Source organism: Kribbella sp. NPDC004875 (assembly GCF_042873375.1).
Classification (GTDB): domain Bacteria; phylum Actinomycetota; class Actinomycetes; order Propionibacteriales; family Kribbellaceae; genus Kribbella.
Genome location: NZ_JBIALI010000002.1, coordinates 1,135,829 through 1,158,977, shown reverse-complemented (window position 1 = coordinate 1,158,977; position 23,149 = coordinate 1,135,829). Strand labels below are relative to the sequence as shown.

23 protein-coding genes are annotated in these 23,149 nt (G+C 69.0%); 14 read left to right on the top strand and 9 right to left on the bottom strand.

From position 1 onward, the window contains the following. Positions 1-28: 28 nt before the first annotated feature. Positions 29-1,225: a GAF domain-containing protein gene (locus ACFYRH_RS16600; RefSeq protein WP_387774851.1), complete on the top strand. Its 1,197-nt coding sequence runs from the start codon at positions 29-31 to the stop codon at positions 1,223-1,225. Positions 1,226-1,330: 105 nt separating this feature from the next. Here the strand turns inward: ACFYRH_RS16600 and ACFYRH_RS16595 are convergent, their stop codons facing one another. Together ACFYRH_RS16595 and ACFYRH_RS16590 are read right to left on the bottom strand one after the other, a co-directional pair. Then, complete coding sequence (locus tag ACFYRH_RS16595; protein ID WP_387774848.1) at positions 1,331-2,392, bottom strand: Gfo/Idh/MocA family protein; 1,062 nt, start codon at positions 2,390-2,392, stop codon at positions 1,331-1,333. After that, positions 2,389-3,216, bottom strand: a complete 828-nt coding sequence (locus tag ACFYRH_RS16590; RefSeq protein ID WP_387774845.1) for a sugar phosphate isomerase/epimerase family protein — start codon at positions 3,214-3,216, stop codon at positions 2,389-2,391. Before ACFYRH_RS16590 ends, ACFYRH_RS16595 begins: the two co-directional genes overlap by 4 nt. Positions 3,217-3,347: 131 nt before the next feature. Between ACFYRH_RS16590 and ACFYRH_RS16585 the strand changes: the two genes are divergently transcribed. Then, a complete protein-coding gene (locus ACFYRH_RS16585; RefSeq protein WP_387774842.1) occupies positions 3,348-4,598 on the top strand; it encodes a GAF domain-containing protein in 1,251 nt (416 codons plus the stop codon). 44 nt (positions 4,599-4,642) lie between these two features. Here the strand turns inward: ACFYRH_RS16585 and dhaK are convergent, their stop codons facing one another. The 5 genes from dhaK to ACFYRH_RS16560 all read right to left on the bottom strand — a co-directional run bounded on the left by dhaK (position 4,643) and on the right by ACFYRH_RS16560 (position 8,612). Then, positions 4,643-5,638: a dihydroxyacetone kinase subunit DhaK gene (gene dhaK / locus ACFYRH_RS16580; RefSeq protein WP_387774839.1), complete on the bottom strand. Its 996-nt coding sequence runs from the start codon at positions 5,636-5,638 to the stop codon at positions 4,643-4,645. Then, on the bottom strand, positions 5,635-6,288 hold the full coding sequence (dhaL, locus tag ACFYRH_RS16575) for a dihydroxyacetone kinase subunit DhaL (protein WP_387774836.1): 654 nt from the start codon (positions 6,286-6,288) through the stop codon (positions 5,635-5,637). Before dhaL ends, dhaK begins: the two co-directional genes overlap by 4 nt. Position 6,289: 1 nt before the next feature. Beyond that, positions 6,290-7,087, bottom strand: coding sequence for an HAD-IA family hydrolase (locus ACFYRH_RS16570; protein WP_387774833.1), 798 nt, complete (start codon positions 7,085-7,087; stop codon positions 6,290-6,292). After that, positions 7,084-7,941, bottom strand: a complete 858-nt coding sequence (locus ACFYRH_RS16565) for a class II fructose-bisphosphate aldolase (protein WP_387774830.1) — start codon at positions 7,939-7,941, stop codon at positions 7,084-7,086. The genes ACFYRH_RS16570 and ACFYRH_RS16565 overlap by 4 nt, the downstream gene beginning before the upstream one ends. Positions 7,942-8,051: 110 nt before the next feature. Then, positions 8,052-8,612 carry a DJ-1/PfpI family protein gene (locus tag ACFYRH_RS16560; protein ID WP_387774827.1) on the bottom strand — a complete coding sequence of 187 codons (561 nt, stop codon included), beginning with the start codon at positions 8,610-8,612 and terminating at the stop codon, positions 8,052-8,054. A gap of 97 nt (positions 8,613-8,709) precedes the next feature. On the opposite strand from ACFYRH_RS16560, the gene ACFYRH_RS16555 reads away from it, so the two are divergent. After that, positions 8,710-9,447, top strand: a complete 738-nt coding sequence (locus tag ACFYRH_RS16555; protein WP_387774824.1) for a VOC family protein — start codon at positions 8,710-8,712, stop codon at positions 9,445-9,447. On the opposite strand, the gene ACFYRH_RS16550 is transcribed toward ACFYRH_RS16555, so the two are convergent. Both ACFYRH_RS16550 and ACFYRH_RS16545 read right to left on the bottom strand, forming a co-directional pair. Then, a complete protein-coding gene (locus ACFYRH_RS16550; protein ID WP_387774821.1) occupies positions 9,444-10,523 on the bottom strand; it encodes a sensor histidine kinase in 1,080 nt (359 codons plus the stop codon). The two genes, ACFYRH_RS16555 and ACFYRH_RS16550, sit on opposite strands and share 4 nt — an antisense overlap. After that, positions 10,516-11,199, bottom strand: coding sequence for a response regulator transcription factor (locus tag ACFYRH_RS16545; protein ID WP_387774819.1), 684 nt, complete (start codon positions 11,197-11,199; stop codon positions 10,516-10,518). The genes ACFYRH_RS16550 and ACFYRH_RS16545 overlap by 8 nt, the downstream gene beginning before the upstream one ends. 87 nt (positions 11,200-11,286) lie before the next feature. Between ACFYRH_RS16545 and ACFYRH_RS16540 the strand changes: the two genes are divergently transcribed. The 11 genes from ACFYRH_RS16540 to ACFYRH_RS16490 all read left to right on the top strand — a co-directional run bounded on the left by ACFYRH_RS16540 (position 11,287) and on the right by ACFYRH_RS16490 (position 23,143). Beyond that, entirely contained in the window at positions 11,287-11,898 is a 612-nt protein-coding gene (locus tag ACFYRH_RS16540) for a M15 family metallopeptidase (RefSeq protein WP_387774817.1), read from the top strand. Beyond that, the gene (locus tag ACFYRH_RS16535) at positions 11,895-13,037 is read left to right on the top strand and encodes a lipid II:glycine glycyltransferase FemX (RefSeq protein WP_387774814.1); all 1,143 of its coding nucleotides are present in this window, start codon (positions 11,895-11,897) and stop codon (positions 13,035-13,037) included. Before ACFYRH_RS16540 ends, ACFYRH_RS16535 begins: the two co-directional genes overlap by 4 nt. A gap of 175 nt (positions 13,038-13,212) precedes the next feature. Then, positions 13,213-14,163: an NAD(P)-dependent oxidoreductase gene (locus tag ACFYRH_RS16530; RefSeq protein WP_387775312.1), complete on the top strand. Its 951-nt coding sequence runs from the start codon at positions 13,213-13,215 to the stop codon at positions 14,161-14,163. Continuing rightward, positions 14,160-15,191 (top strand): D-alanine--(R)-lactate ligase, encoded by a 1,032-nt coding sequence (gene vanA / locus ACFYRH_RS16525; RefSeq protein WP_387774811.1) that lies wholly within the window; start codon positions 14,160-14,162, stop codon positions 15,189-15,191. The genes ACFYRH_RS16530 and vanA overlap by 4 nt, the downstream gene beginning before the upstream one ends. Further along, on the top strand, positions 15,188-15,796 hold the full coding sequence (gene vanX / locus ACFYRH_RS16520) for a D-Ala-D-Ala dipeptidase VanX (protein ID WP_387774808.1): 609 nt from the start codon (positions 15,188-15,190) through the stop codon (positions 15,794-15,796). The genes vanA and vanX overlap by 4 nt, the downstream gene beginning before the upstream one ends. Positions 15,797-15,803: 7 nt before the next feature. Continuing rightward, positions 15,804-16,253 carry a GNAT family N-acetyltransferase gene (locus tag ACFYRH_RS16515; protein WP_387774805.1) on the top strand — a complete coding sequence of 150 codons (450 nt, stop codon included), beginning with the start codon at positions 15,804-15,806 and terminating at the stop codon, positions 16,251-16,253. A 415-nt stretch (positions 16,254-16,668) separates the two neighbouring features. After that, positions 16,669-17,973, top strand: coding sequence for a globin domain-containing protein (locus ACFYRH_RS16510; RefSeq protein WP_387774802.1), 1,305 nt, complete (start codon positions 16,669-16,671; stop codon positions 17,971-17,973). Then, complete coding sequence (locus ACFYRH_RS16505; RefSeq protein ID WP_387774799.1) at positions 17,921-18,466, top strand: DivIVA domain-containing protein; 546 nt, start codon at positions 17,921-17,923, stop codon at positions 18,464-18,466. Before ACFYRH_RS16510 ends, ACFYRH_RS16505 begins: the two co-directional genes overlap by 53 nt. Before the next feature lie 6 nt (positions 18,467-18,472). Then, positions 18,473-19,636 carry a nitric oxide synthase oxygenase gene (locus tag ACFYRH_RS16500; protein WP_387774796.1) on the top strand — a complete coding sequence of 388 codons (1,164 nt, stop codon included), beginning with the start codon at positions 18,473-18,475 and terminating at the stop codon, positions 19,634-19,636. Between the two features lie 107 nt (positions 19,637-19,743). Then, complete coding sequence (locus ACFYRH_RS16495; protein WP_387774793.1) at positions 19,744-21,600, top strand: beta-N-acetylglucosaminidase domain-containing protein; 1,857 nt, start codon at positions 19,744-19,746, stop codon at positions 21,598-21,600. Then, entirely contained in the window at positions 21,521-23,143 is a 1,623-nt protein-coding gene (locus ACFYRH_RS16490) for a discoidin domain-containing protein (RefSeq protein WP_387775309.1), read from the top strand. The genes ACFYRH_RS16495 and ACFYRH_RS16490 overlap by 80 nt, the downstream gene beginning before the upstream one ends. Positions 23,144-23,149 lie beyond the last annotated feature (6 nt).

Sequence of the window (23,149 nt, the reverse complement as noted above, 5' to 3'; positions counted from 1 at the left end):
CGATGATCGGGCCAGGGAGGAGTCGCCGATGACCGCAGCGACGCCCGCGTTCGGAGCCATCATGCCGGGAACCGACCTGTCGCTGCGCGCTCGGGAACTGGTCCGGATCCACGACGCCGTACTCAGCGGCGTCCGGCCGCCGGAGCGCCCACGGGCCCTCGTCGCCCGGTCCTGGTCGCGGGTGATGAGCCTCGGGCTCGCCGCGGACCACGTCAACGCCCGGAAGCCGATGAGCGGCGAGGACCTGCTGCGCAGACGCAGTACGTCGCGGTTGTCACTGGTGATCGACGAACTCCGCCGGGTGCTGACGAGCGTCGCGGACGCGTCGCTGTTCCTGATGGTCGTGTGCGACGCGGACGGGGTCGTGCTGTGGCGCGAAGGATCGCCGCGCGTGCGACTGACCGCCGACCGGCTCGGGTTCCTCGAAGGAATGGTCTGGACCGAGCAGGTGGTCGGCACGAACGCGATCGGTACGGCGCTGGCGGAGGCCGCGCCGGTGCAACTGTTCTCGGCCGAGCACTACGAGAACCACCAGCATCCCTGGTACTGCACCGCCTGGCCGATCCACGACCCGCGCGACGGGCAGCTGCTCGGCGTCGTCGACGTGAGCGGACCGGCCCTCACGTTGCATCCCGCGATCGCCGCGCTGGTCGAGAGCGCGGTCCGGCTCGCCGAGACGTCGCTGTGGCGCCATCACCAGGAACGCCTGGAAAGTCTGCGCCGCTCCACCGAGGCAGTCGTCGGTACGACGAACGGTCCACTGCTGGTCGTCGACGATCACGGCTGGGTGGCACACCGTTCGGGGATCGCGGCTCGCGACCGTATCGACGTACCGAGGGCCGGCCGCGCGGTCGCCGTACCGGGTCTCGGACTGTGCCTGCCGGAACGCCTGGGGGCCGGATGGCTGGTGCGTCCTCGCGAGCCCGGCGGCACCGTACACGCCCGGCTGCACCCTGGACCCGAGCCGCGGCTGGAGGTCGTCCGCGACGGCGAGCCCTGGCGTACGTCGCTCACCCGCCGGCACGCGGAGATCCTCACCGCGCTCGGCGCGGCCGGCCCGCAAGGCCTGACCGCCGCCGAGCTCAGCACCCGCCTGTACGGCGATGCGCAGCACGAGGTGACCATCCGCGCGGAGATCTCCCGCCTCCGCCGTGTCGCCGGCGCCCTGATCTCCACGCACCCCTACCGCATAGCCACCGGCGTGGACCTCCACGTGCTCGGCTGATACCGCTGGCAGGTTATGTGCTCGCTGACGCCCTGCAGCACGCCAGCGGTCACACAACCCGCCAGGCACGCGCTCAAGACGGGACAGTCTGCGTGGTGCGAGTGTTCAGAGTGAGACCGGCTTGCCGGTTTCGGCCGATTCGTAGATCGCCAGCACGAGGTCGAGCGTCCGGCTGCCCTCGGCGACCGTCACCAGCGGCTCCCGGCCGGTGGCGATCGCCTCGAGGAAGTCGGCGTACTGCGTCGAGTGCGCGTTCGACAGGGCGGACGGGTCCGCGCCGGCGGTCTGCGCCGGAGCGTCGGCCGCGAGGACCTGGGCCGCCTGGTTGGTGTCGCCACCGCCGTACGAGCCGGCTTCCTTCGCGCCGTCCGCGGCGTGGAAGTACGCGAGCTTGTCGTCGTCGATGACCGCCGAGCCGCGCGTGCCGTGCACCTGCAGGCGCGCGCTCACCCCGGGGTACGCTGCGGTCGTTCCGTGGATCGTGGCCAGCGCGCCACCGGCGAACCGGACGATCGCGACCGCGGTGTCCTCGACGTTGATGCGGTCGTGGGCCAGACGACCGGCGTACGCCGTCACCTCGACCGGCTGCCCCATCATCCAGACCAGGAGGTCGATGGTGTGGATGCCCTGGTTCATCAGCGCACCGCCGCCGTCGATCTCCTTGGTACCGCGCCACGCGCCGGAGTCGTAGTACTCCTGGCTGCGCCACCAGGCGATGCTCACCACCGCCGACGTCAGGTCCCCGAGCTTCCCGTCGCTGATCGCGGACCGCACGACCTGGCTGGCGGCGTCGAACCGGTGCTGGCTGATGACGGTCGCGCGGCCCTTCGACGTACGCTCCGCCGCGGCGAGCTCGGCCGCGGCCTCCGCGGTGATGTCGATCGGCTTCTCGACCACGACGTGCTTGTCGGCCCGCAGTACGGCGACCGCCTGGCCGGCGTGATCCCCACTCGGGGTGCAGACCGCGACAGCGTCGATGTCGTCGAGCGCCAGCACGTCGTCCAGCTTCCCGTACGCCGGTACGCCGTACTTGTCCGCGAGTGCCTGCGCCGCCTCGGGGTCGATATCGATGACGGCCGCCAGTTCGGCACCGGTCAGCCCGTCGATCACGGCCGCGTGATGCTTGCCGATCACACCACAGCCGAGGACCGCGAATCGCACCGTCACGCGAACTCAATCCCTTCGGAGTTCAGCAGGCCGGTGAACGCCTTGTGCGCGCGCTCGAACTGGTCCGCGCCGGAGTAGCCACCGAACTTGCCGGCCGACTGCAGGTGCGGCTCGAGCGAGAAGTACCCGTCGAAGCCGTCGGCCTTCAGCGCGCGCAGCGTGTCGAGCATCTCGCCGTCGCCCTCGCCGGCCGGCACGACCTCGCCGGTGGCCAGGATCGCGTCCTTGATCTGCACGTACTCCAGGTAGGGCCGCAGCTGCGCGAAGCCCTCGGTGTGCGGGCGCACGCCGCACTGCACGAAGTTCGCGGCGTCCCACGTCGTCCGCAGCTTCTCCGAACCGACCGACTCGATCAGGTCCAGGCAGCGGCTCGGGATGTCGCCGTAGATCTCCTTCTCGTTCTCGTGCGCGAGTACGACCGGCCGGTCACCGACCTCGGCCGCCAGCGCCGCCATCCGGCGGAGCACCTCGTCGCGGTACCGCGCCGGATCCTCGCCCTTCGGGATGAAGAACGAGAAGATCCGGATGTACGACGTACCCAGCGTCTCGGCCACGTCCAGCGCGCGGCGCATCCGCTCCAGGTGCGGCTCGAACGGGTCGTTGATACCGATCTTCCCGATCGGCGAACCGAGCGCCGAGACGGCCACCCCGTGCCGGTCCAGCAGCGTCTTCACCTCCGTCAGCTGCTCGTCGGTGAGATCGAGGACGTTCACACCCCAGGCACTGCGGAACTCGACGTTCCGCACGCCGAGCTTCCCGAGCACCTGCAACTGCGTCTCGAAGTCTTTGTCGATCTCGTCAGCGAATCCCGACAGGGTCCACATATCCCGTTCCTTCACGCATCGTCCGGTGACTGATCATCGCCGGTCCATGCAATCACAGATGGAAATCGCTTTCCAGTGCGTCTTACCGGTCGGCCTGGACTTTGGCCGGGTTCGGCAGTTCCCTTGGAAAGGTGGAATCGATCGACCGGTGGCTGCATCGGCGACACGAGGACTTCCTCGGGGGTGCGGGGCAACAGCCCGTGCGGGGCCTGGTCGCGGCTTCCTGGGACCGTTCGGTCGCGGCCGGGCTGCGCGCCGACACCGCCGCGCCGTTCGCGTTCCGGGCCGACGAGCTGGCGGCGTACCGGGCCGAGCACCCGCTGTCCGCGGTCTTCCCGATGCTGTACGACGTGCTCGGCCGGGCTGCCGTGGACAGTGAATGCGTGATGGCCGTCGGTGACAGTGACGGCCGGCTGCTGTGGGTGTGCGGCCGTCCCGACGTGCTGCGCGCCGCGGACGGCATCCACTTCAGCGAGGGCGCGTGGTGGGCCGAGCGGCAGGTCGGCACCAACGCGCTCGGCACGTCACTGGAGGTGGCGAACCCGGTGCAGATCCGGTCGGCCGAACACTTCACGGTCCTGGTCCAGCCGTGGTCCTGCGCGGCGGCTCCGATCTACGACCCGGACACGCAACGGGTGCTCGGCGTGGTCGACATCACCGGCGGCGTCGACGCCGGCTCGCCGCAGTCCCTCGCTCTCGTCCGCGCGGCCGCCCGGATGGCCGAGGCCGAGCTCGGCCGGCTGACCATTCTGCGCAGGCTCACGGGCGCGTCCGGCCGGCGCATGCGGATCGCCGCGCTCGGGCGGCCGGACGCCGAGGTGTCCGTCGACGGGCGGGATCTCCGCCTCAGCCGCCGGCACAGCGACATCGTCGTACTGCTGGCCGAACACCCCGAGGGACTGACTGCCGAGGAGCTCTCGGACGCGCTGTACGGCGAAGCCGACCACCGATCGTCGCTGCGCGGCGAGATGACCCGGCTGCGCGCCCTGCTCGGCTCGGACATCGTGGAGTCGCGTCCGTACCGATTGCGCCGGGACATCGCGACGGACTGGCTGGAGGTCGCCGACGATCTCGACTCGCATCTGCTCTCGTCGGCCCTGCGCCGCTACACGGGCCCGCTGCTCCCGCAGTCCGACGCTCCCGGCGTTGTCACGTCCCGCAACCGGCTCGACAACCGCGTCCGCGCCGCCGTGCTGCGGACGCACGACATCGACCTGGTCGTCGCGTGGACCCGCTCGTACGCCGGGGTCACCGACCTGAGCGCGTGGGAGCACCAGTTGGCGCTGCTCACGCCCGGCTCGCCACTGTGGCCGTCCACGCAGTCCGAGGTACGGCGGCTGCGCGTGGACTACGGCCTCGATCCGGCGGGGACCGAGGGCTGAAACACCGCCCGCGGTCCCCTCCCATTGATCAGGACACCGACTGATCAGAACACGCGGATCGCGATCTCGGCCGGTGCCGCGAGCAACCCTTCGATCTCGTCGTCGAGCTTCACCAGCGTCACCGACGCCCCGGCCATGTCCAGCGAGGTGCAGTACTCACCGACGTAGTTGCGCCGTACGTTGATCCCCCGGTCCGTCAGCATCTGGTGAGCGCGTCCGTAGAGCAGGTACAGCTCGCTGATCGGCGTACCGCCCAGGCCGTTGATCATCAGCGCGACGTCGTCGCCGGACTCGTACGGCAGGTCGGAGCGGACCGCCTCGAGCATGTAGTCGATGATCTCGTTGGCCGAGGCAAGCTTCTCGCGGCTGCGGCCCGGCTCGCCGTGGATGCCGACGCCCATCTCCATCTCGTCGGGACCGAGCTCGAACAGCGGCGAGCCCTTCGCCGGCGGCGTACAGGCCGTCAGCGCCATGCCCATCGTGCGGGTGACCGAGTTGACCTTCGACCCGATCCGGACCAGCTCGTCGAGGTTCGCGCCCTGCTCGGAGGCCGCGCCGACCGCCTTCATCACGAAGAAGTTTCCCGCCACCCCGCGCCGGCCGACCGTGTACGTCGAGTCCTTCACCGACACGTCGTCGTCGATGATCAGGGTCCGCACGTCCAGCCCGTCGGCGGCGCTCAGCTCCTGCGACATGTCGAAGGCCATCCGGTCACCGGTGTAGTTGTTCACCAGTAGCAGCACGCCCATCGGCGACGCGAGCAGCTTGGTGGTCTCGTACACGTACTCCATCGGCGGCGCCGCGAACACGTCCCCCGGGCAGGCCGCGTCGAGCATGCCCTTGCCAACGGCCATCACGTGCGCCGGCTCGTGCCCCGACCCCGAGCCCTGCACGATCGACACCTTGTCGTCCCGCGGCGCGTCCGTGCGCATGATCAGGTTGTACTCCGGGACGTACCGCAGCGTCCCGGGATTGGCCAGCGCGATACCTTGCAGCATCTCCGGCACGTAGTTCTTGGGATCGTTGACGAACTTCTTCATCCCGAGTCCCTCCCCTTCCAGTTCTGTGCGATCTGCTCCATCAACACCGCGACCGCGATCGCCCCGGCGTCGACCGACCCCCGGCTGCGCTCGCCGGTGTAGGCGGCGCGGCCGCGTTTGGCGACCATGCCGACCGTCGCGTCCGCGGCCGACCGCGCAGCCACCGCCGCACGGTCCACCACCTCGGTACTGTTCTGTCCGGCCGCCAACCCCTCCTCGATGGCGTCGGTCAGGGGCACCAGCGCGTCCAGCAGCGTCTTGTCGCCCAGCTCCGCACCGCCGCGCGTCTTGATGCCGTCGATCGCGGCCCGCAGCATCGCCACCACGGTCGTCCCGTCCAGCTCCGTGGCGTCGCCGGCGGCCATTCCCGCGCGCAGGAACCCGGTCCCCCAGATCGGGCCGGACGTCCCGCCGATCCGGGACGTCACCAGCATCCCGACCTTCTTCAGGAATGTCCCGATGTCGGTCCGGTCGAGTTCGCCGTACTGCGCCTGCAGCTTCTCGAAACCACGCGCCAGCGAGTACCCGAAGTCGCCGTCGCCGACCACCGAGTCCAATTCACCGAAGTACGTCTCGTTGGCCAGGCAGGTGTCGATGATCGTGTTCATCACCAGGTCGAGTTCACCCCAACTGCCGGAACTGTCTGCCACGTCAGCCCTCCTTGAATGCCGTACCCGACCGGAGCAGCAGCCGGGTGAGATCGGCGAGCTCGAGCGCGCCGGACGGACCGATCCCGAAGGGGTCCGCGAGTACCTCGAGCGGCTCGCCGTCCGGATCGCCCAGACTGGTGAGGACCAGCGCCGCGCCGGTGAAGTCCTCGTTCCGCGTGTAGCCGCTGACCGTCACGACCGTTCGCAGTCCGGCACCGGTCGCCGCGAGCAGCCCGTTCCGCGAGTCCTCGACGACGAGCGTCTCGGCCGGATCCAGCCCGAGCTCCCGTACCGTCAGCTCGTACACCGCCGGGTCGGGCTTCTTCCGCGGTACGACGTCCCCCGCGAACACCGGGATCGTCGCCGCCAGGTCCGCCCCGACCGCTCCCGCGAGCACCGCGCGTACCGACGGCTCGGCCGACGTCGACGCGACCGCCACGGTCCAGTCCGCGGCGAGCGCGCCGGTGATGATCCGCCGTACGCCGGGACGCGGCGGGACCACGCCCGCGGCGATCAGGTCGGTGAACGTCTTCGTCTTCGCCCGGTGCCAGGTCGCCACCACGTCGGCGCGCTCCTCGGGCGTCGCTGGCGACCCGGCCGCACGCCACACCTCCGGGTCGTCGAGCGCGGTCGCCAGCCGCTCCTTGCCGCCGCCGATCCGCAGCAGCCGGCCGTACTGTTCCACCGACCACCGCACCGGCAGGCCGAACTGCTCGAAGGTCGCGTTGAACGCCGGCAGGTGCCCGTCGCGCTCGGTGTCGCCCAGGACGCCGTCGCAGTCGAACACGAGCGCGGTCATACCCGGCCACCGCTCCCGAACATCTCGATGTGCTCGGCCGCCATCGCCCGTACGGCGGTGTGGATGTGGCCGAACAGCGACGGCGGGTCCCACGTGTCCGTCGCGCGGGCGTGCTCGAGATGTTCGAGCGACGAGGTCATGTAGGCGACCTTGAGCGCCGTGGAGATGTTCACCTTCGCGCAGCCGCGGCCGATCAGGTCCTGGAACTGGGCGGGGGTCAGCCCGGAGCCGCCGTGCAGCGCCATCGGGATCCCGGTCGCCGCGACGAGATCGGTGATCCGCTGCGAGTCCAGCTCGGGTGTCGAGTGGTACATGCCGTGCGCGTTGCCGATCGCCGGCGCGAACACGTCCACGCCGGTCGTCGTCACGAACCACGTCGCCACGTCGAGGGACTGCCGCTCGGACTCGGTGTCCGACCCCACGCCGTCCTCGACGCCGGTGATGCCCTCGATCTCACCTTCGACGTGGGCGCCGTACCTGCGGGCCTCGGCGACCACCTCGACGGTCTGCCGCTGGTTCTCCTCCACCGGCAGCGAGGAGGCGTCGAACAGCACCGAGTTCCAGCCCGCGGCAAGGCACGAGCTGATCACGGCGCGGTCCGGGCAGTGGTCGAGGTGCAGCGCGACCGGTACCGCTACGGGCGCGACGGTGGCGTCGAACATCGCCTTCAGGACGTCGCGCCCGACCGACTTCACGGTCTTCACCGAGGTCTGCACGATCAGTGGCGACCGCAGCTCGACCGCGGCGTCCACCACGGCCCGCAGGCTCAGCTCGTCCACCACGTTGATCGCGGGAACGGCGTACCCCTTGGCCAGGGCCTCGTCGACGAGCTCCTTCAACGGTGCGACAGGCATCCTCACTCCCCCCGTCGGCTCCGTCCAGCCTGCCTCCCCGAACGCTGCATCAACGCTGCATCAACGCTGCATCAACGCAGCATCAACGCAGCAAGGCCCCCGGTCCGGCGCTACGCCGGTGCGTGCTCCTTCAGGACCGCCATGAACGCGCGCATCCAGCCCGGGTGGTCGGGCCACGCGCGCCCGGACACGACGTTGCCGTCCACCACCGCGTCCCCGTCGACCCACTCCGCTCCCCCGGCCCGGATGTCGGTCGCGAGCGCCGGGTACGCCGAGGTCTTCCGCCCCTTCAGCACCCCGGCGGCCGCCGGGATCAGCGGTCCATGACAGAGCTGGGCGACCGGTTTCGACTCCCCGTAGAAGTGCTTCACGATCCGCTGGCAGTCCGGGTCGTTGCGGATGTACTCCGGCGCGCGCCCACCCGGGATCACCACCGCGACGTACTCCGACGGATCCACGTCCGCGAACGCCACGTCCGCCTGCCAGGTGTGGCCCGGCTTCTCGGTGTAGGTGTCGAACCCGTCCACGAAGTCGTGCACCACGAACTGCAGCTTCTTCGCCTCGGGCGCGGCCACCTGTACGTCGTACCCCTCCTCCAGCAGCCGCTGATAGGGGTAGAACACCTCCAGATCCTCCGCGGCGTCGCCCGTGAGGATCAGTACCTTCGCCATCACGCCATCTCCTCTCGCTGCTACTCCTGTCACTCGCCAGCCTCCGCCGCTGCCCTTCAGGCGTCAACGCCGGTCCCGGGACACTAGGATCGGCGGTATGGCGACGCGGTTGGTGCAGGTGACGATGAAGGCGGGGGACGATGCCGCGCTCGGGCGGTTCTGGGGAGCGGCGTTGGGGTGGAGCGTCACGGGTGACGAACCGGGGGTGACGAGCCTCGAGCCGGTGGGTTTCGACTACCCGGATCCGAGTGCTGTGTGCCTCGACATCCTTCCGGTTCCGGAGCCCAAGACGGTGAAGAACCGGATTCACCTCGACCTCGCAACCACCTCGGCGGAGCATCAGGCGGAGCTTGTTGCCCGACTGCAGGATCTTGGGGCGACGCCGGTCGACATCGGACAGGGCGACGTACCGTGGACGGTTCTCGGGGACCCGGAGGGCAACGAGTTCTGTGTGCTGGAGCCGCGGGGGGTCTACCGGGACACCGGTCCGGTCGCGGCGGTGGTCGTCGACTGCGCGGACCCACGCGAGCTGGCGCGGTTCTGGGGACAGGCGATGGACTGGACCGTGCATGAGGTGACCGACGAGCAGGCGACGCTGCGGTCTGCGAAAGGCGTCGGGCCGTATCTCGAGTTCCTGCGCAATCCCGACCCGAAGGTCGGCTTGAACCGCGTCCACCTCGACGTCCGGCCGTACCCCGGCGACGACCCCGCCGCAGAGGCCGACCGTCTCCGCGCGCTGGGCGCCACGAACGCCGACGTCGGCCAAGGCGATGTCCCGTGGACTGTCCTGGCCGACCCCGAGTCCAACGAGTTCTGCCTCCTGGCACCGCGCTAACGCTGGGACTTGGTGGGGAGTTCTACAGCTACGCGGAGGCCGCCTGTGGGGCGGGGCGTGAGGGTCAGGGTGCCGTGGTGGGCCTGAGCGATGCTCTTGACGATCGCCAGGCCCAGGCCGACGCCGGCGTGGTCGGACCGGATGCGGGCACTGCCGCGCTGGAACGGCTCGACCAGCGTCGCGACCACGTGCCGGTGCAACTTCTCGCCGGTGTTCTCGACCGTGAGCTGAACCGTCTCGGGCCGGAACGTCGTCGTCACCCACACCGTGCCCTCCGGCAGGTTGTGGACGATCGCGTTGTGCACCAGGTTCGTCGTCATCTGCAGCAGCAGCGCATGTGACCCGAGCGTCGGCGCGACATCACCAGACGTCTCGAGCGTCATCCCACGCTTCTCGGCGAGCGGCAGCAGCGTTTCCGCAGCCTCCTCCGCGATCAGCGACAGGTCGACCGGCTCACGAGCGAAGGCCCGCTGGTTCGCCCGGCTGAGCAGGAGCAACGCCTCGGTCAGATCGATCGCCCGCGTATTCACGAAATGCAGACGCTCCACCAGCTCGCCGGCGTCGCGACTCGAATCCTTCCGGGCCACGTCCAGCAGCGTCTGCGTGATCGCCAGCGGAGTCCGCAGCTCATGGGAGGCGTTGGCCGCGAACCGCTGCTGCTCGGCATCGTTCGCCTCGAGCCGCGCGAGCATCGTGTCGAACGCATCGGCGAGCTCGCGGAACTCGTCGTTGTTGCCCTCCAGCTGGATCCGGTGGGACAGCGATCCGTTCGCGGCCAGCCGGGTGGCGTTGGTGATGCGCGTCAGCGGTGCGAGCATGCTGCCGGCCAGGATCCAGCCGCCCACCAGCCCGAACAGCAGCAGGAAGGCCATCATCACGGTGGCCTTCGGCACGAAGGCGCGCAGCAGCGCCGCGCGATCGGGCATCCGCATCGACTGGTTGACGATCACGTCGGGGATGTAGCGCAGCAGGAAGAACCACACGACCGCGAGCAGCAGGAACCCCGCGATCATGATGAACCCCGCGTAGCTGAGGGTGAGCTTGAGCCGGACGCTCAGACCGGGCGGCCTATCCACGGCCGGCTCCCCCACGATCGGTGTCGATCCGATAGCCGGCACCGGGCACCGTCGCGATGATCCAGGGCTCCCCGAGACGCTTGCGCAGCGCCGAGACCGTGATCCGTACGGCGTTGGTGAACGGGTCAGCGTTCTCGTCCCAGGCCCGCTCCAGCAACTCCTCGGCGCTGATCACGCCGCCCTCGGCCGCGACCAGCACCTCGAGGACGGCGAACTGCTTGCGGGTCAGCGCCACGTAGCGGCCGTCGCGGTACACCTCGCGACGGAACGGATCCAGCCGCAGGCCCGCGATCTCCCACACCGGCGGCCGGTTGTACGCGCGGCGGCGGTCGAGGGCCCGGAGCCGGAGTACCAGCTCCTGGAGGGCGAACGGCTTGGTGAGGTAGTCGTCGGCGCCGAGCTCGAATCCGGAGGCCTTGTCGTCGAGGCGGTCGGCGGCGGTCAGCATCAGGATCGGCATACCGCTGCCGGAGGCAACGATCCGCTCGGCGATCTCGTCACCCGAGGGTCCCGGGATGTCCCGGTCGAGGACGGCGATGTCGTAGGAGTTGACGCTCAGCATCTCCAGCGCGGTGTCACCGTCGCCTGCGACGTCGGCCGCGATCGCCTCCAGACGCAGGCCATCACGAATGGCGTCCGCCATGTCGGACTCGTCCTCGACAATCAATACCCGCACTCTACCGATGCTACGAGGCGGACCATATCGTCGGCGTATCGAAAACCTCATACGTGCTGTTAACACCGCGCCCAGTTGACTGGCGGCATGTCCGCGAGCGAATCGGCACCCCCGGCGGGCCGCCGTACCAAACTGACCATCCGCGCGGCGTTCGTGGTCGCGAACGTGGCGCTCATCGGAGTGTTCGTCCACCAGACCCTTGCCTCGTCCTTGCCCACCGCGTCCCCGAGCAGCACCCGGCAGTCCCTCGGCGAGGCCGATGGTGTCGTTCCGCCGGGCGTGACGGTGTTCGACACCGTTCCGGCGGTGACGAACCTTGATCCCGATCTGCTCGGTGCGCTGCGCACAGCCGCGAAGGACGCGTCGAACGACGGGATCGAGTTCTTCGTCAACAGCGGCTGGCGTTCGCCGGCGTACCAGGAACAGTTGCTCCGCGAGGCGGTCTCGAAGTACGGCTCGCAGGAGGAGGCCGCGCGCTGGGTCGCGACCACGGAGACGTCGCCGCACGTGGCAGGGCTCGCGGTCGACATCGGGCGCCCGAACGCCGCCGCGTGGCTGTCCGAGCACGGCGCCCGGTACGGGCTCTGCCAGATCTACCGGAACGAGCCCTGGCATTACGAGTTGCGCCCCGAGGCGATCGACCACGGCTGCCCGCCCATGTACGCCGACCCGACGCACGACCCGCGGATGCAGCGGTGACCATTGCGCACAACCTGACCGTCGCCCCGATCAGCGCGGCCGAACACGTGGCCTTCGTCCGAAGCCGCCGGTCGGTGAGTTTCCTGCAGACGCCGGCGTGGGCACACGTCAAAACCGAGTGGCGCAGCGAATCCCTGGGTTGGTACGACGGCCCGCGGTTGGCCGGCGCCGGACTCGTGCTGCACCGGCCGGTGCCGCGCCTCGACCGCTACACGCTGGCCTATCTGCCCGAAGGCCCGGTCATCGACTGGTCCGGCGAACTCAGCGCGTGGCTCGATCCGCTGGCGACGTACCTCCGAGCGCAGGGCGCGTTCGCGATCCGGCTCGGTCCGCCGGTGCGCACCACGACGTGGAGCGCCGTACAGGTCAAGGAAGGCATCGCCGATCCAGGAGTCGAGCGGCTCACCGACCTGCCGAGCGAGCAGATCGACCCGGTCGGTGGGCGCGTGACAGATCAGCTGCGCAATGCCGGCTGGCTGCCGCAGAACCCGGACGTCGGATTCGGGACCGGCCATCCGCAGTTCACCTTCGAGCTCCCGCTGGCCGGCAGGTCCGAGGACGACCTGCTGCGCAGGATGAACCAGCTCTGGCGGCGCAACATCAAGAAGGCCGCCAAGGAAGGTGTCGAGGTCACGGCCGGCGATGACCTGAAGGCGTTCCACGATCTCTACGTCCACACCGCGGAGCGAGACCACTTCACCCCACGGCCGCTGCGGTACTTCGAGACGATGTTCGAGGTGATGCGCGCCGAGGACCCGGAACGCATCCGGCTGTACCTCGCTCACCACCAGGGTGACCTGGTGGCCGCCACGATCCTGGTCCGCGTCGGCGTACAGGCGTGGTATTCGTACGGCGCCTCGTCCACCGGGAAACGTGAGGTGCGGGGCTCCAACGCCTGTCAGTGGGCCATGATCCGCGACTCACTGGCAGCCGGCTGCGAGGTCTACAACCTGCGCGGCATCACCCCCACCCTCGACGCCGACGACCCACATCTCGGGCTGATCCAGTTCAAGGTCGGCACCGGCGGTGCGGCCGTCAGGTACGTCGGCGAGTGGGACCTGCCGCTGCGACCGCTGGTGTACCGCGCCTTCGACCTCTACATGAAGCGGCGCGAACACCTGCGCCGACGCGATCGCTGAGCCGATGACGTGCGCTGACATTTCGTCCGCATATCAAAAACCACATACGGGTTGGCAACACCGCGCTGACTTGACTGGAGCCATGAACTACAGCGAACCAGCACGATCGGGCGCCGGCACCGCCGGATCGCTGGCGTCCTGGTGCTCGTCGGCCGCCCCGGAACGAGGCATCACCATGTACAGCTGCGAGCCGGACGAGGCCGCGTTGTTCCGGGAGCTGGCGCCACGCTTTCGCGTCGTACCGACGATCACCACGGCCGCCGCGTCCGAGGCCACTGTCGAGCTGGCGATCGGGAACCGCTGCATCAGCATCGGCCACAAGACCCGGATCACCAACGCGACGCTGCATGCACTGGGCGAGGCCGGAGTGGAATACATCTCGACGCGAAGCATCGGCTACAACCATCTCGACGTGAATTACGCCGCAAGCGTCGGCATCACCGTCGAGAACGTCGCGTATTCGCCGGACAGCGTCGCGGATTACACCTTGATGCTGATCCTGATGGCAGTCCGCAATGCGAAAGCGATGCTTCACCGGGTCGCCGCCCAGGACTACCGGTTGAGCACCGAGCGCGGCAAGGACGTGCGCGATCTGACCGTCGGAGTCGTCGGCACGGGACGCATCGGCGCGGCCGTCCTCGACCGCTTACGCGGTTTCGGCTGCCGAGTCATCGCCTACGACCGGCACGCCCGGACCTCCGCGGATTACGTGCCTCTCGACGACCTCCTGGAACTCAGCGACATCGTCACGCTGCACACACCACTGACCGCGGACACTCACCACCTCCTCGACCACAAGCGCATCAACCAATTGCGGCGCGGCGCGTTCGTGATCAACACCGCGCGAGGCGGGCTGATCGATACCAATGCTCTGGCCGCGGCCTTGGAGAGCGGCCGATTGGGTGGCGCGGCCCTGGACGTCGTCGAAGGTGAGGAAGGAGTCTTCTACACCGACCGCAGAGACACACCGGCGGTCGGCGGCTCCTTCCTGCGGCTGCGAAACCTGCCGAACGTGATCATCAGTCCGCACACCGCCTATTACACCGATCGTGCGCTGCGCGACACCGTCGAGAACTCCCTGTTCAACTGCCTGGAATTCGACAGAAGAAAGCTGGAATGGATATGAAGCTCGGCATCATCTTCGGCGGCCGGTCCGAGGAGCACCCGGTCTCGCTCAAGTCGGCGCAAATGATCGCCGCCAACCTCGACACCGAGAAGTACGAGCCGTTCTGGATCGGCATCACCACGAGCGGAGCGTGGATGCTGTGCGACGGACCGTCCGAGGACTGGGAGGACGGCGACTGCCGGCCCGCCGTGCTGTCACCCGACAGCAGCGTGCACGGGCTGGTCGTCTTCGACGAGGGCCGCAGCGCGACGGTCCGCCTGGACGCGGTCCTGCCGGTCCTGCACGGCAAGCTCGGTGAGGACGGCGCGATGCAGGGCCTGCTGGAGCTGGCCGGCATCCCGTACGTCGGCTGCGACATCCAGAGCTCCGCACTCTGCATGGACAAGTCGCTGACCTACACGGTCGTCGCCGGTGCGGGGATCGCGACACCGAAGTTCTGGACCGTCACGCCGGACGAGAAGATCGATCTCGAGCAGCTCACGTACCCGGTCTTCGTGAAGCCGGCCCGTTCGGGCTCCACGTTCGGCGTCAGCAAGGTCGCCGACGAGGCAGAGCTGGCGAGCGCGCTGGACACCGCCCGCCAGTACGACGCGAAGGTGCTGATCGAGGAGGCCGTCGTCGGCAGCGAGGTCGGTTGCGCGGTCCTGGGGAACGAGGACGAGCTGATGCTCGGCGAGCTGGACCAGATCAACCTGACACACGGCTTCTTCAAGATCCATCAGGAGAGCGACCCCGAGAGCGGCTCCGAGAACTCGACGGTGATCGTCCCCGCGGACATCTCCGCGGAGTCGCGGGCACTCGTACGAGAGACGGCGCAGGCGATCTACCGCGCGCTCGGCTGCCGGGGGCTGGCCCGTGTGGACATGTTCCTCAAGGACGACGGCACGGTGATGCTCAACGAGGTGAACACGTTCCCGGGAATGACGTCGTACAGCCGCTACCCGAGGATGATGGCCGCCGCCGGGGTGTCGCTGACCGAGCTGATCGACCGCATGGTGTCGCTCGCCCTCGCTCCGAGGGCCCGGTGAACGCCGACTTCGTCTTCGTCGACGAGTTCGTCAGCGGGATCCGATGGGACGCGAAGTACGCCGTCTGGGACAACTTCACCGGGAAACCCGTGGACGGCTACCTGGCGAACCGGATCGTCGGCACGAAGGCGCTGTGCAGCGCGCTCGACGTGGCGCGCGCGAAGGCCGAGACGCTCGGCTTCGGCCTGCTGCTCTGGGACGGCTACCGCCCGCAACGCGCCGTGGACCGGTTCCTGCGCTGGTCCAGGCAGCCGGAGGACGGGCGGACGAAGCGGCGGCACTATCCGAACATCGAGCGGGCCGAGATGTTCGAGAAGGGGTACGTCGCCGCGAAGTCCGGGCACAGCCGCGGCAGCGCGGTCGACCTGACGCTCTACCACCTGGCCACCGGCGAGATCGCCCGTATGGGTGGGGACCACGACCTGATGGATTCCGTCTCACACCACGGTGCCCGCGGCATCACGCCGGCCGCGGCACGCAATCGCCAGTACCTCCGCACGGTGATGGAGTCGAGTGGTTTCGACTCCTACGACTACGAGTGGTGGCACTACACGCTGAAGAACGAACCCTATCCCGACACCTACTTCGACTTTCCGATCGCCTAGGGAACCCATGAAGATCCGACCGGCCCACACCGCCGACGCCGCGGCCGCCAACGAACTGCTGCGTCAACTGGGCTATCCACAAGACGGTACGGCGGCCACGGCCCGCCGAATCCAGAACTGGAGTGACGACTCCGCCGGCGCGGTGTACGTGGCCGAAGACGAGGCCGGCGGCGAGCTGCTCGGTCTGATCGCGGTCCACATCTGCCCGTTCTTCCAGCTCAGCGGATCCTCGGGGCGGATCGTCGCACTGGTCGTCTCCGACCGCCTCCGGGGACAGGGCATCGGGCGTCGACTCGTCGAAGCAGCTGAGTCGTTCGCCACACGGCACGGATGCATCCGCATGGAGGTCACCAGCCGGGACCAGCGCGTGGATGCCCACGCTTTCTACCAAGGCCGCGGGTACGTCGATCAGCGCGGGACCGCCTCCCGCTTCCTCCGCGACCTCGACGTCTCGTAGCCACCCGGCGTGGCGCTTCGATCAGGCGAGCCGCGGGTGATATAGGGCACTGCATTGGCGGCGCCAACAATCGTTTGAATGATTGTTGGCTGCCCCAATGAACGTTACCAGCACGTCGTGTAGCGAGTCACTCGCAATGGGTCGCAATACCCTGTAGTAACAGGGGTTTCCGGAGTTCTGGGAAGTTTTCCGAGACGATAGAGTCCGTGCGCCGGTTTCAATCCGGACGGCCGAGGGTAGGTCGGAAAGGCGCACGACAGACGCAGGACAGAGACGGACTCGGGGACTGGAAATGGGAGGGAACCCTTGTCAACGCGGTACCCGTCGGCACCCGCCGACGCCAGGCAGTACGTGATGCCCCCTGATGGATCTTCCCTTCCGGTCGAGGAGCGACCTCCCCGGGACGGATAGCGCGATGGATACCTACGCCCTGCAACGCAGCTGGGACCAGGTGACGAGACACGGGGACCAGGTCGCGCTGTATTTCTACTCGCACCTGTTCGTGTCACATCCCGAGGTGCGGGCGATGTTCCCGCTGTCGATGTCGAACCAGCGGGACAAGTTGGTCAGCGCGCTCGGCCGTGTCGTCAGTCATGTCGACCAGATCGAGAAGGACGAGGCGTTCCTGCAGCACCTCGGCCGCGACCATCGCAAGTACGCCGTCGTCGCTGAGCACTACAACGCGGTCGGTGTGTCGTTGTGCGCAACCCTGAAACATTTCCTCGGCTCCGAGTGGGACGAGGAGCTCGCGATGCAGTGGACCGCGGCGTACCAGGTGATCGCCCGGATCATGGTCGAGGCGGCGGACAAGTCCTCGGACACCGGCCCCGGCTGGTGGGAGGCCGACGTGGTCGCCGTCGAGCGGCGGACGATGGACCTGACGCTGCTCAGGCTGCAGCCCCGGAGCGCGTTCCAGTTCCTGCCCGGCCAGTCGGTGTCCATGGAGATTCCGCAACGTCCCCAGATGTGGCGGTACTTCAGCCCGGCCAATGCTCCGCGCCGCGACGGTTCGATCGACCTGCACGTCCAGCAGATCGACGGTGGTCAGGTCAGCCCGACCGTGGTGCGGACCCTGCAGGTCGGCGACACGGTCAAGCTGGGTGCACCGGTCGGTGAGCGGCTGACGCTGCGGGCGGACGACCCGCGCGATCTGCTGATGGTCGCCGGCGGAACCGGCTTGGCCCCGCTGCTCGCGGTGCTCGAACAGATCGACAACCAGTGGCAGCGAACCCATACGGCGCCACGGGTGCACCTGCTGCACGGCGTACGGATGGCGTGGCACCTCTACGACCGCCCCCGGCTGCGGGAGCTCGCCGAGAAGCGGCCCTGGTTCGAGTACACCGAGGTCGTCTCGGGCGACCCGTCGTACCCCGGCAAACGCGGGAAGGTCGGCACCGTCGCCGCCCGGCAGGCGCTGGACGGACGCCTCGCGATGGTGTGCGGCGGACCGCAGATGGTCGCCCACACGCTCGAGCAGCTGTCCGCCGCGGGCGTGCGCCCCGACAACATCCAGTACGAGAACTTCTACTACGCCGCCGCGGACGACCACACCCCCGGACTCGCGCTCTCAGGTCAGGAGACATCAAGTGACGCACAGCAGCCACCGGCGCGACTCTCCGCGCTACCAGACCCCCGACTCGATCCGGGGTACGACGTTCCAGCGCCGGATGCGGGGACTCGACGCGGGCAAGGTCTACGAATTCCTCGATCAGCTGGCTGACGAGGCGCAGGCCGCGGAGCAGGAGCGCAAGGCGGCCCGGCACGAGAACGAACGCCTCGAGGTGGAGCTGCAGCGGGTTCGGTCCGAGCTGCAGCGCGTCCGCGCGGAGCTGGACGAGTACGAGCAGGTCGGCGAGCGCGTGAACGAGCAGGTCGTGCAGCTGTTCAGCCAGGCGCAACTGGTGGCCGAGGAGATGGTCCAGGACGTCAGCCGGGACGCCCGCGAGCGGATCAGCCAGGCGCGTGCGCACGAGCGCCAGATCGTCGCCGAGGCGATGGACACCGCCGGGGAACAGGTGCGCTCGTACGCACGCTCAGCCCACACGCAGATGCAGTCCATCGTCGACTCGTTCGCCACCGAGGTCGATCGGCTCGGGAGTTCGCCGGTGCCGCCAGGCCAGACGCACCAGAAGGACCCCCTGTACGACGATCTGAACGACCGGCAGATCCGCTCCCGGCACGGGAGTGGACCGGAGTTTCCCGGCTCGGACTGACCGGCCGTGAGTCAGCCCGCCCCTGAACGCTGCCCGTGGAGCACCGGAATCGAGTCGGTCCGAAGCAAGGCCACGGATTTCCTCGAACTCTTCCACGCGGAGAACCCGGACAGCGGACCGGCCGCACCCCGGATCGCCGCGGTGATGCGCGAGATCGACCTCACCGGAACCTACTGGCACACCACCGCCGAGCTGGCGTTCGGCGCCCGGGTCGCCTGGCGCAACAACGCCCGCTGCATCGGCCGGCTGTACTGGCGCAGCCTGCGGGTGCGCGACCTGCGGACCGTCTCGGACGCCGGCGAGGTGGCCACGCACTGCTTCGACCATCTGCGCGCGGCCCACAACGGCGGCAAGATCCGGCCGATGATCAGCGTGTTCGCCCCCGACACGCCGTTCCGGCCGGCCCCCAGGATCTGGAACGAACAACTCATCCGGTACGCCGGATACGCGCAACCGTCCGGCCGCGTCATCGGCGACCCGCGCTACACGTCGTTCACCGACGCACTGATCCGGCGCGGATGGCGGCCGCCCGTGCTCACCGGCGACTTCGACGTCCTCCCGCTCGTCGTGGAGACCGTCGAGGACGGACCGCGGATGTTCCACGTTCCCGACGACGCGGTGCACGAGGTGCCGCTCGAGCACCCCGAGCTGCCGTGGTTCGCCGGCCTGGGGGTCCGGTGGCACGCGGTACCGGTGATCAGCAACAACACGCTGGAGATCGGCGGGGTGACCTACCCGGCCGCGCCGTTCAACGGCTGGTACATGGGCACGGAGATCGGCGCCCGCAACCTCGGCGACACCGATCGCTACGCCCTGGTCCCGGAGGTCGCGGAACGGATGGGACTCGACACCTCTGATGAGTCGACCCTGTGGCGGGACCGGGCGCTGGTCGAGATCAATCGCGCGGTGCTGCACTCGTACCAGGTCCATGGCGTGACCATCACCGACCACCACACCGAGTCCCGGCGGTTCCTCCTGCACCTCGAACGTGAGGAACGGGAAGGCCGTCAGTGCCCCGCCGACTGGACCTGGATCGTGCCGCCGATGTCCGGCTCGCAGACGCCGGTCTTCCATCGCTACTACGACGCCGAGGTCGACGGGCCGAACTTCACCGCCGACCGGGAAACCACTCAGCGAGGACTGCACGGCACCCCGACCGCCTTCCGCTGAGATCGCTGCGATTGCTCAAGTTGCATGGAATTGACCAGCCCCACGCCTTGACGAGCAGTTCTGCGCAATGGCTAACTAGCTGCACCCGCCCCGCTTGAGGAGACTCGATGCGCCTTCTCGTGTCCGCTGTCAGCCTGCTCGCCTTGACGTCCCCCCTCGCACTGGTCGCGCCCGACGCGACCGCCGTACCTGCGGCGAAGCCGTCGATCACGCCGCAGCCGCAGCAGGTCGTCGAGCGCAGTGACGGCTTCCCGGTCACTCCCGTCGTCGGACTGGTGCGTACGTCGCGCTCCGATGCGGACGCCGAGCGGGTGGTGCGCGAGACACTGGCGCGCGCCGGCGTCAGGACCGTGAAGGCGACGGACGGCACCGATCCCGGTACGCCGACCACGATCTGGCTCGGCCGTTCCGCGCCGGTGCTCTCCGCGCTGCACGTCCAGGACAGCGCCAGTCTGCCCGCCGAGGGCTACGTGCTCGCCGCCGGCCGCGACCGCGACGACCGTGCGCAGATCGTGCTCGACGGAGTCGATGGCGACGGCACGTTCTACGCCGCGCAGTCCCTCGCGCAGTTGGTGCAGGCGCGCCCGGGTCAGGACTGGCTGCCCGGCATCGCCGTCCGGGACTGGCCGACGATGCGCTACCGCGGTTCGATCGAGGGCTTCTACGGTACGCCGTGGTCGCACGCGGACCGGCTCGATCACCTCAGCTACCTCGGCGCGCACCGGATGAACACCTACGAGTACGCGCCCAAGGACGACCCGTACCACCGGGAACGCTGGCAGGACCCGTACCCGGCCGACAAGCTCGCGCAGCTCGGCGAACTGGTGACCCGCGCGCGGCAGAACAAGGTCGACTTCACCTTCGCCCTCTCCCCCGGTCTGTCGATCTGCTACACCTCCGAGACCGGCTTCCAGGCACTGATCGCGAAGTTCGAGTCCCTCTACGCACTGGGCGCCCGCTCGTTCAACGTGCCGCTCGACGACATCGACTACAACACCTGGCACTGCGACGCGGACCGCGCGAAGTACGGCACCGGAGGCGCGGCCGCGGGGCGCGCGCAGAGCGATCTGCTCAACCGCGTGCAGCGCGAGTGGGTCGAGTCCAAGCCGGACGTCGCTCCGCTCCAGATGGTGCCGACCGAGTACTACAACGTCAGCGAGACGCCGTACAAGAAGGTCTTGCGGGAGCAGCTCGACTCGGACGTCGTCGTGCACTGGACCGGGATCGGCGTCGTACCGAAGACGATCACCGCGGCACAGGCGGCGCAGGCGAAGGCCGTGTTCGGCCACGACATCCTGATCTGGGACAACTACCCGGTCAACGACTACGCCGCGGGCCGGCTGCTGCTGGCGCCGTACACCGGCCGGGAAGCGGGCATCGCGGACCACGTCGCCGGCGTGATCTCGAACCCGATGAACCAGGCGGCGGTGAGCAAGCTCGCGCTGTACTCGTTCGCCGAGTTCGGCTGGAACCCGGCGCGGTACGACGCGACGCCCGTCTGGCTGCGTGCGATCAGCGAACGCGCCGGCGGCGATCCACGCACGATCGAGGCGCTGAAGGTCTTCGCCGACCTCAACACGTACGACGGGACACTGCACTCGGACAGTGCGCCGGTCTTCGGCGCCGCGGTCGACGAGTTCTGGCAGCAGTGGCGCGCCGGACAACGGGCCCAGGCGATCGCCTTCCTCGAGCCCGAAGGTGACGGCGATCGCCGACGCGCCAGCCACGATCCGCGCGGGCGTCGTCGATCCGGCCTTCGGCGACGAGGCCGAATCGTGGCTCAAGGCAACCGAACTCTGGGGCCAGGCGATGGGCCGCGCACTCGACCTGCTGACCGCACTCGAGGTCGGCAACGGTACGGCGGCCTGGGCCGCACGCCAGCAGATGAGCGCACTCGTCACGCAGGCCAAGGCGATCCGCGACAGCCGGGCGCCGCACAACGGCACGTATCCGCGGATCGGTGAGCGCGTCGTCGACGAACTGATCGCGGAGACCGGCCGCGTCCACGACCGCTGGCTCGGCGTCACCCCGGGCCGGACGGCGACGACCAACCTGGGCACCTACCAGGACAACGTGCCGGCGCGGATGGTCGACGGCGACGTGAACACCTTCTACTGGAGCGACGGCGCCCCTGGTGCCGGTTCGGAGATCCGGGTCGATCTCGGCTCGGCTGTCTCGATCGGCGCCATCGCGGTGCTGATGGGCAAGGCGTCGAGCCCGAACGACTACATCCACTCGGGTGCGCTGGAGTACTCCGTCGACGGCTCCCGCTGGGCCGAGCTGACCCGCTCGACGGCCGCCGAGGTCCGGTTCACCGCTCCGGCGGGGACGACGGCGCGGTACGTGCGGTACCGCTCGTTGACAGCGAGCGACTTCTGGCTCGTGGTCCGCGAGTTCTCGGTCGAGACAGTCGGCGGTACGACGACGACGCTCACCGCCAGCGGTACGCCGGCCCCGGCCACAGGATCGTCGTACCAGAGAGCGGTGGACGGCAACGTCGAGACGGCGTATGTGCCCACCACTCCGCCGAGCGCGGGCAACGCGTTGGTGGCGACCTTGTCGGCGCCGCGGGCGCTGGCTCGGCTGACCGTCCTCCAGCCGTCTTCCACGGTCGGCGCGGCCGACGTCGACGTCCAGGTCGGCGGCGCGTGGCACCGGGTCGGCAGTGTCTCGTCGGCGTACGCCGAGGTGCCGGTCGGCGATCTGGCTGCCGAGGCCGTGCGCCTGGTCTGGAAGGGCGGCAGTCCCGCCACCGTCGCCGAGCTCGTACCGCTGTGGACCGACACTCCCCAGGTCACGCTGCGGACGAGCGAGGGTCGGACCGATGTGGTGCGCGGTACGGCGTCGAGCTTCGTGATCGACGTCGCTGCGGGTCAGAGCAAGGACGTGACCGGGACTCTCCGCGTCGCGCCCCCTGCCGGCTGGTCCGCAGTGCCCGTCACGACACCGGTCGCGGTCAAACGCGGCTTCACCCAGTCGGTCACGGTGAAGCTGACGCCGCCGGCCGACGCCACTCTCGCCGACGTCGACGTCCCGGCGACTCTGACGACGGGCGACACCACGAGCAGCGTCGTACTCCGGCTCGCGGTCCGGCCCCGCACCTCGGACACCAACAGCGCGCTGCACCGCCCGGTCGTTGCCTCAAGCACCGAACCGGGAACGTCCTTCACCGCGGACCTGGCCGTCGACGGGAACACCGGTACGCGCTGGGCCTCGGGGTACGACGACGCGTCGTGGCTCCGGATCGACCTCGGCTCCCCCACCCGGCTCGGCAAGGTCGTGCTGCGCTGGGAGACCGCCTACGGCTCGGGATATCAGATCCAGGTCTCCGACGACGCAAACACCTGGACCACGGCCGCCGAAGTCACCAACGGCGACGGTGGCACCGACACTGTCTGGCTCGACACTGACGGCACCGTCGGTCGCTATGTTCGCGTGCAGGGCGTCCACCGCGCAACGCAGTACGGCTACTCGCTCTTCGAGGCGGAGGTCTACCCGGCGGTGTGAACCGGG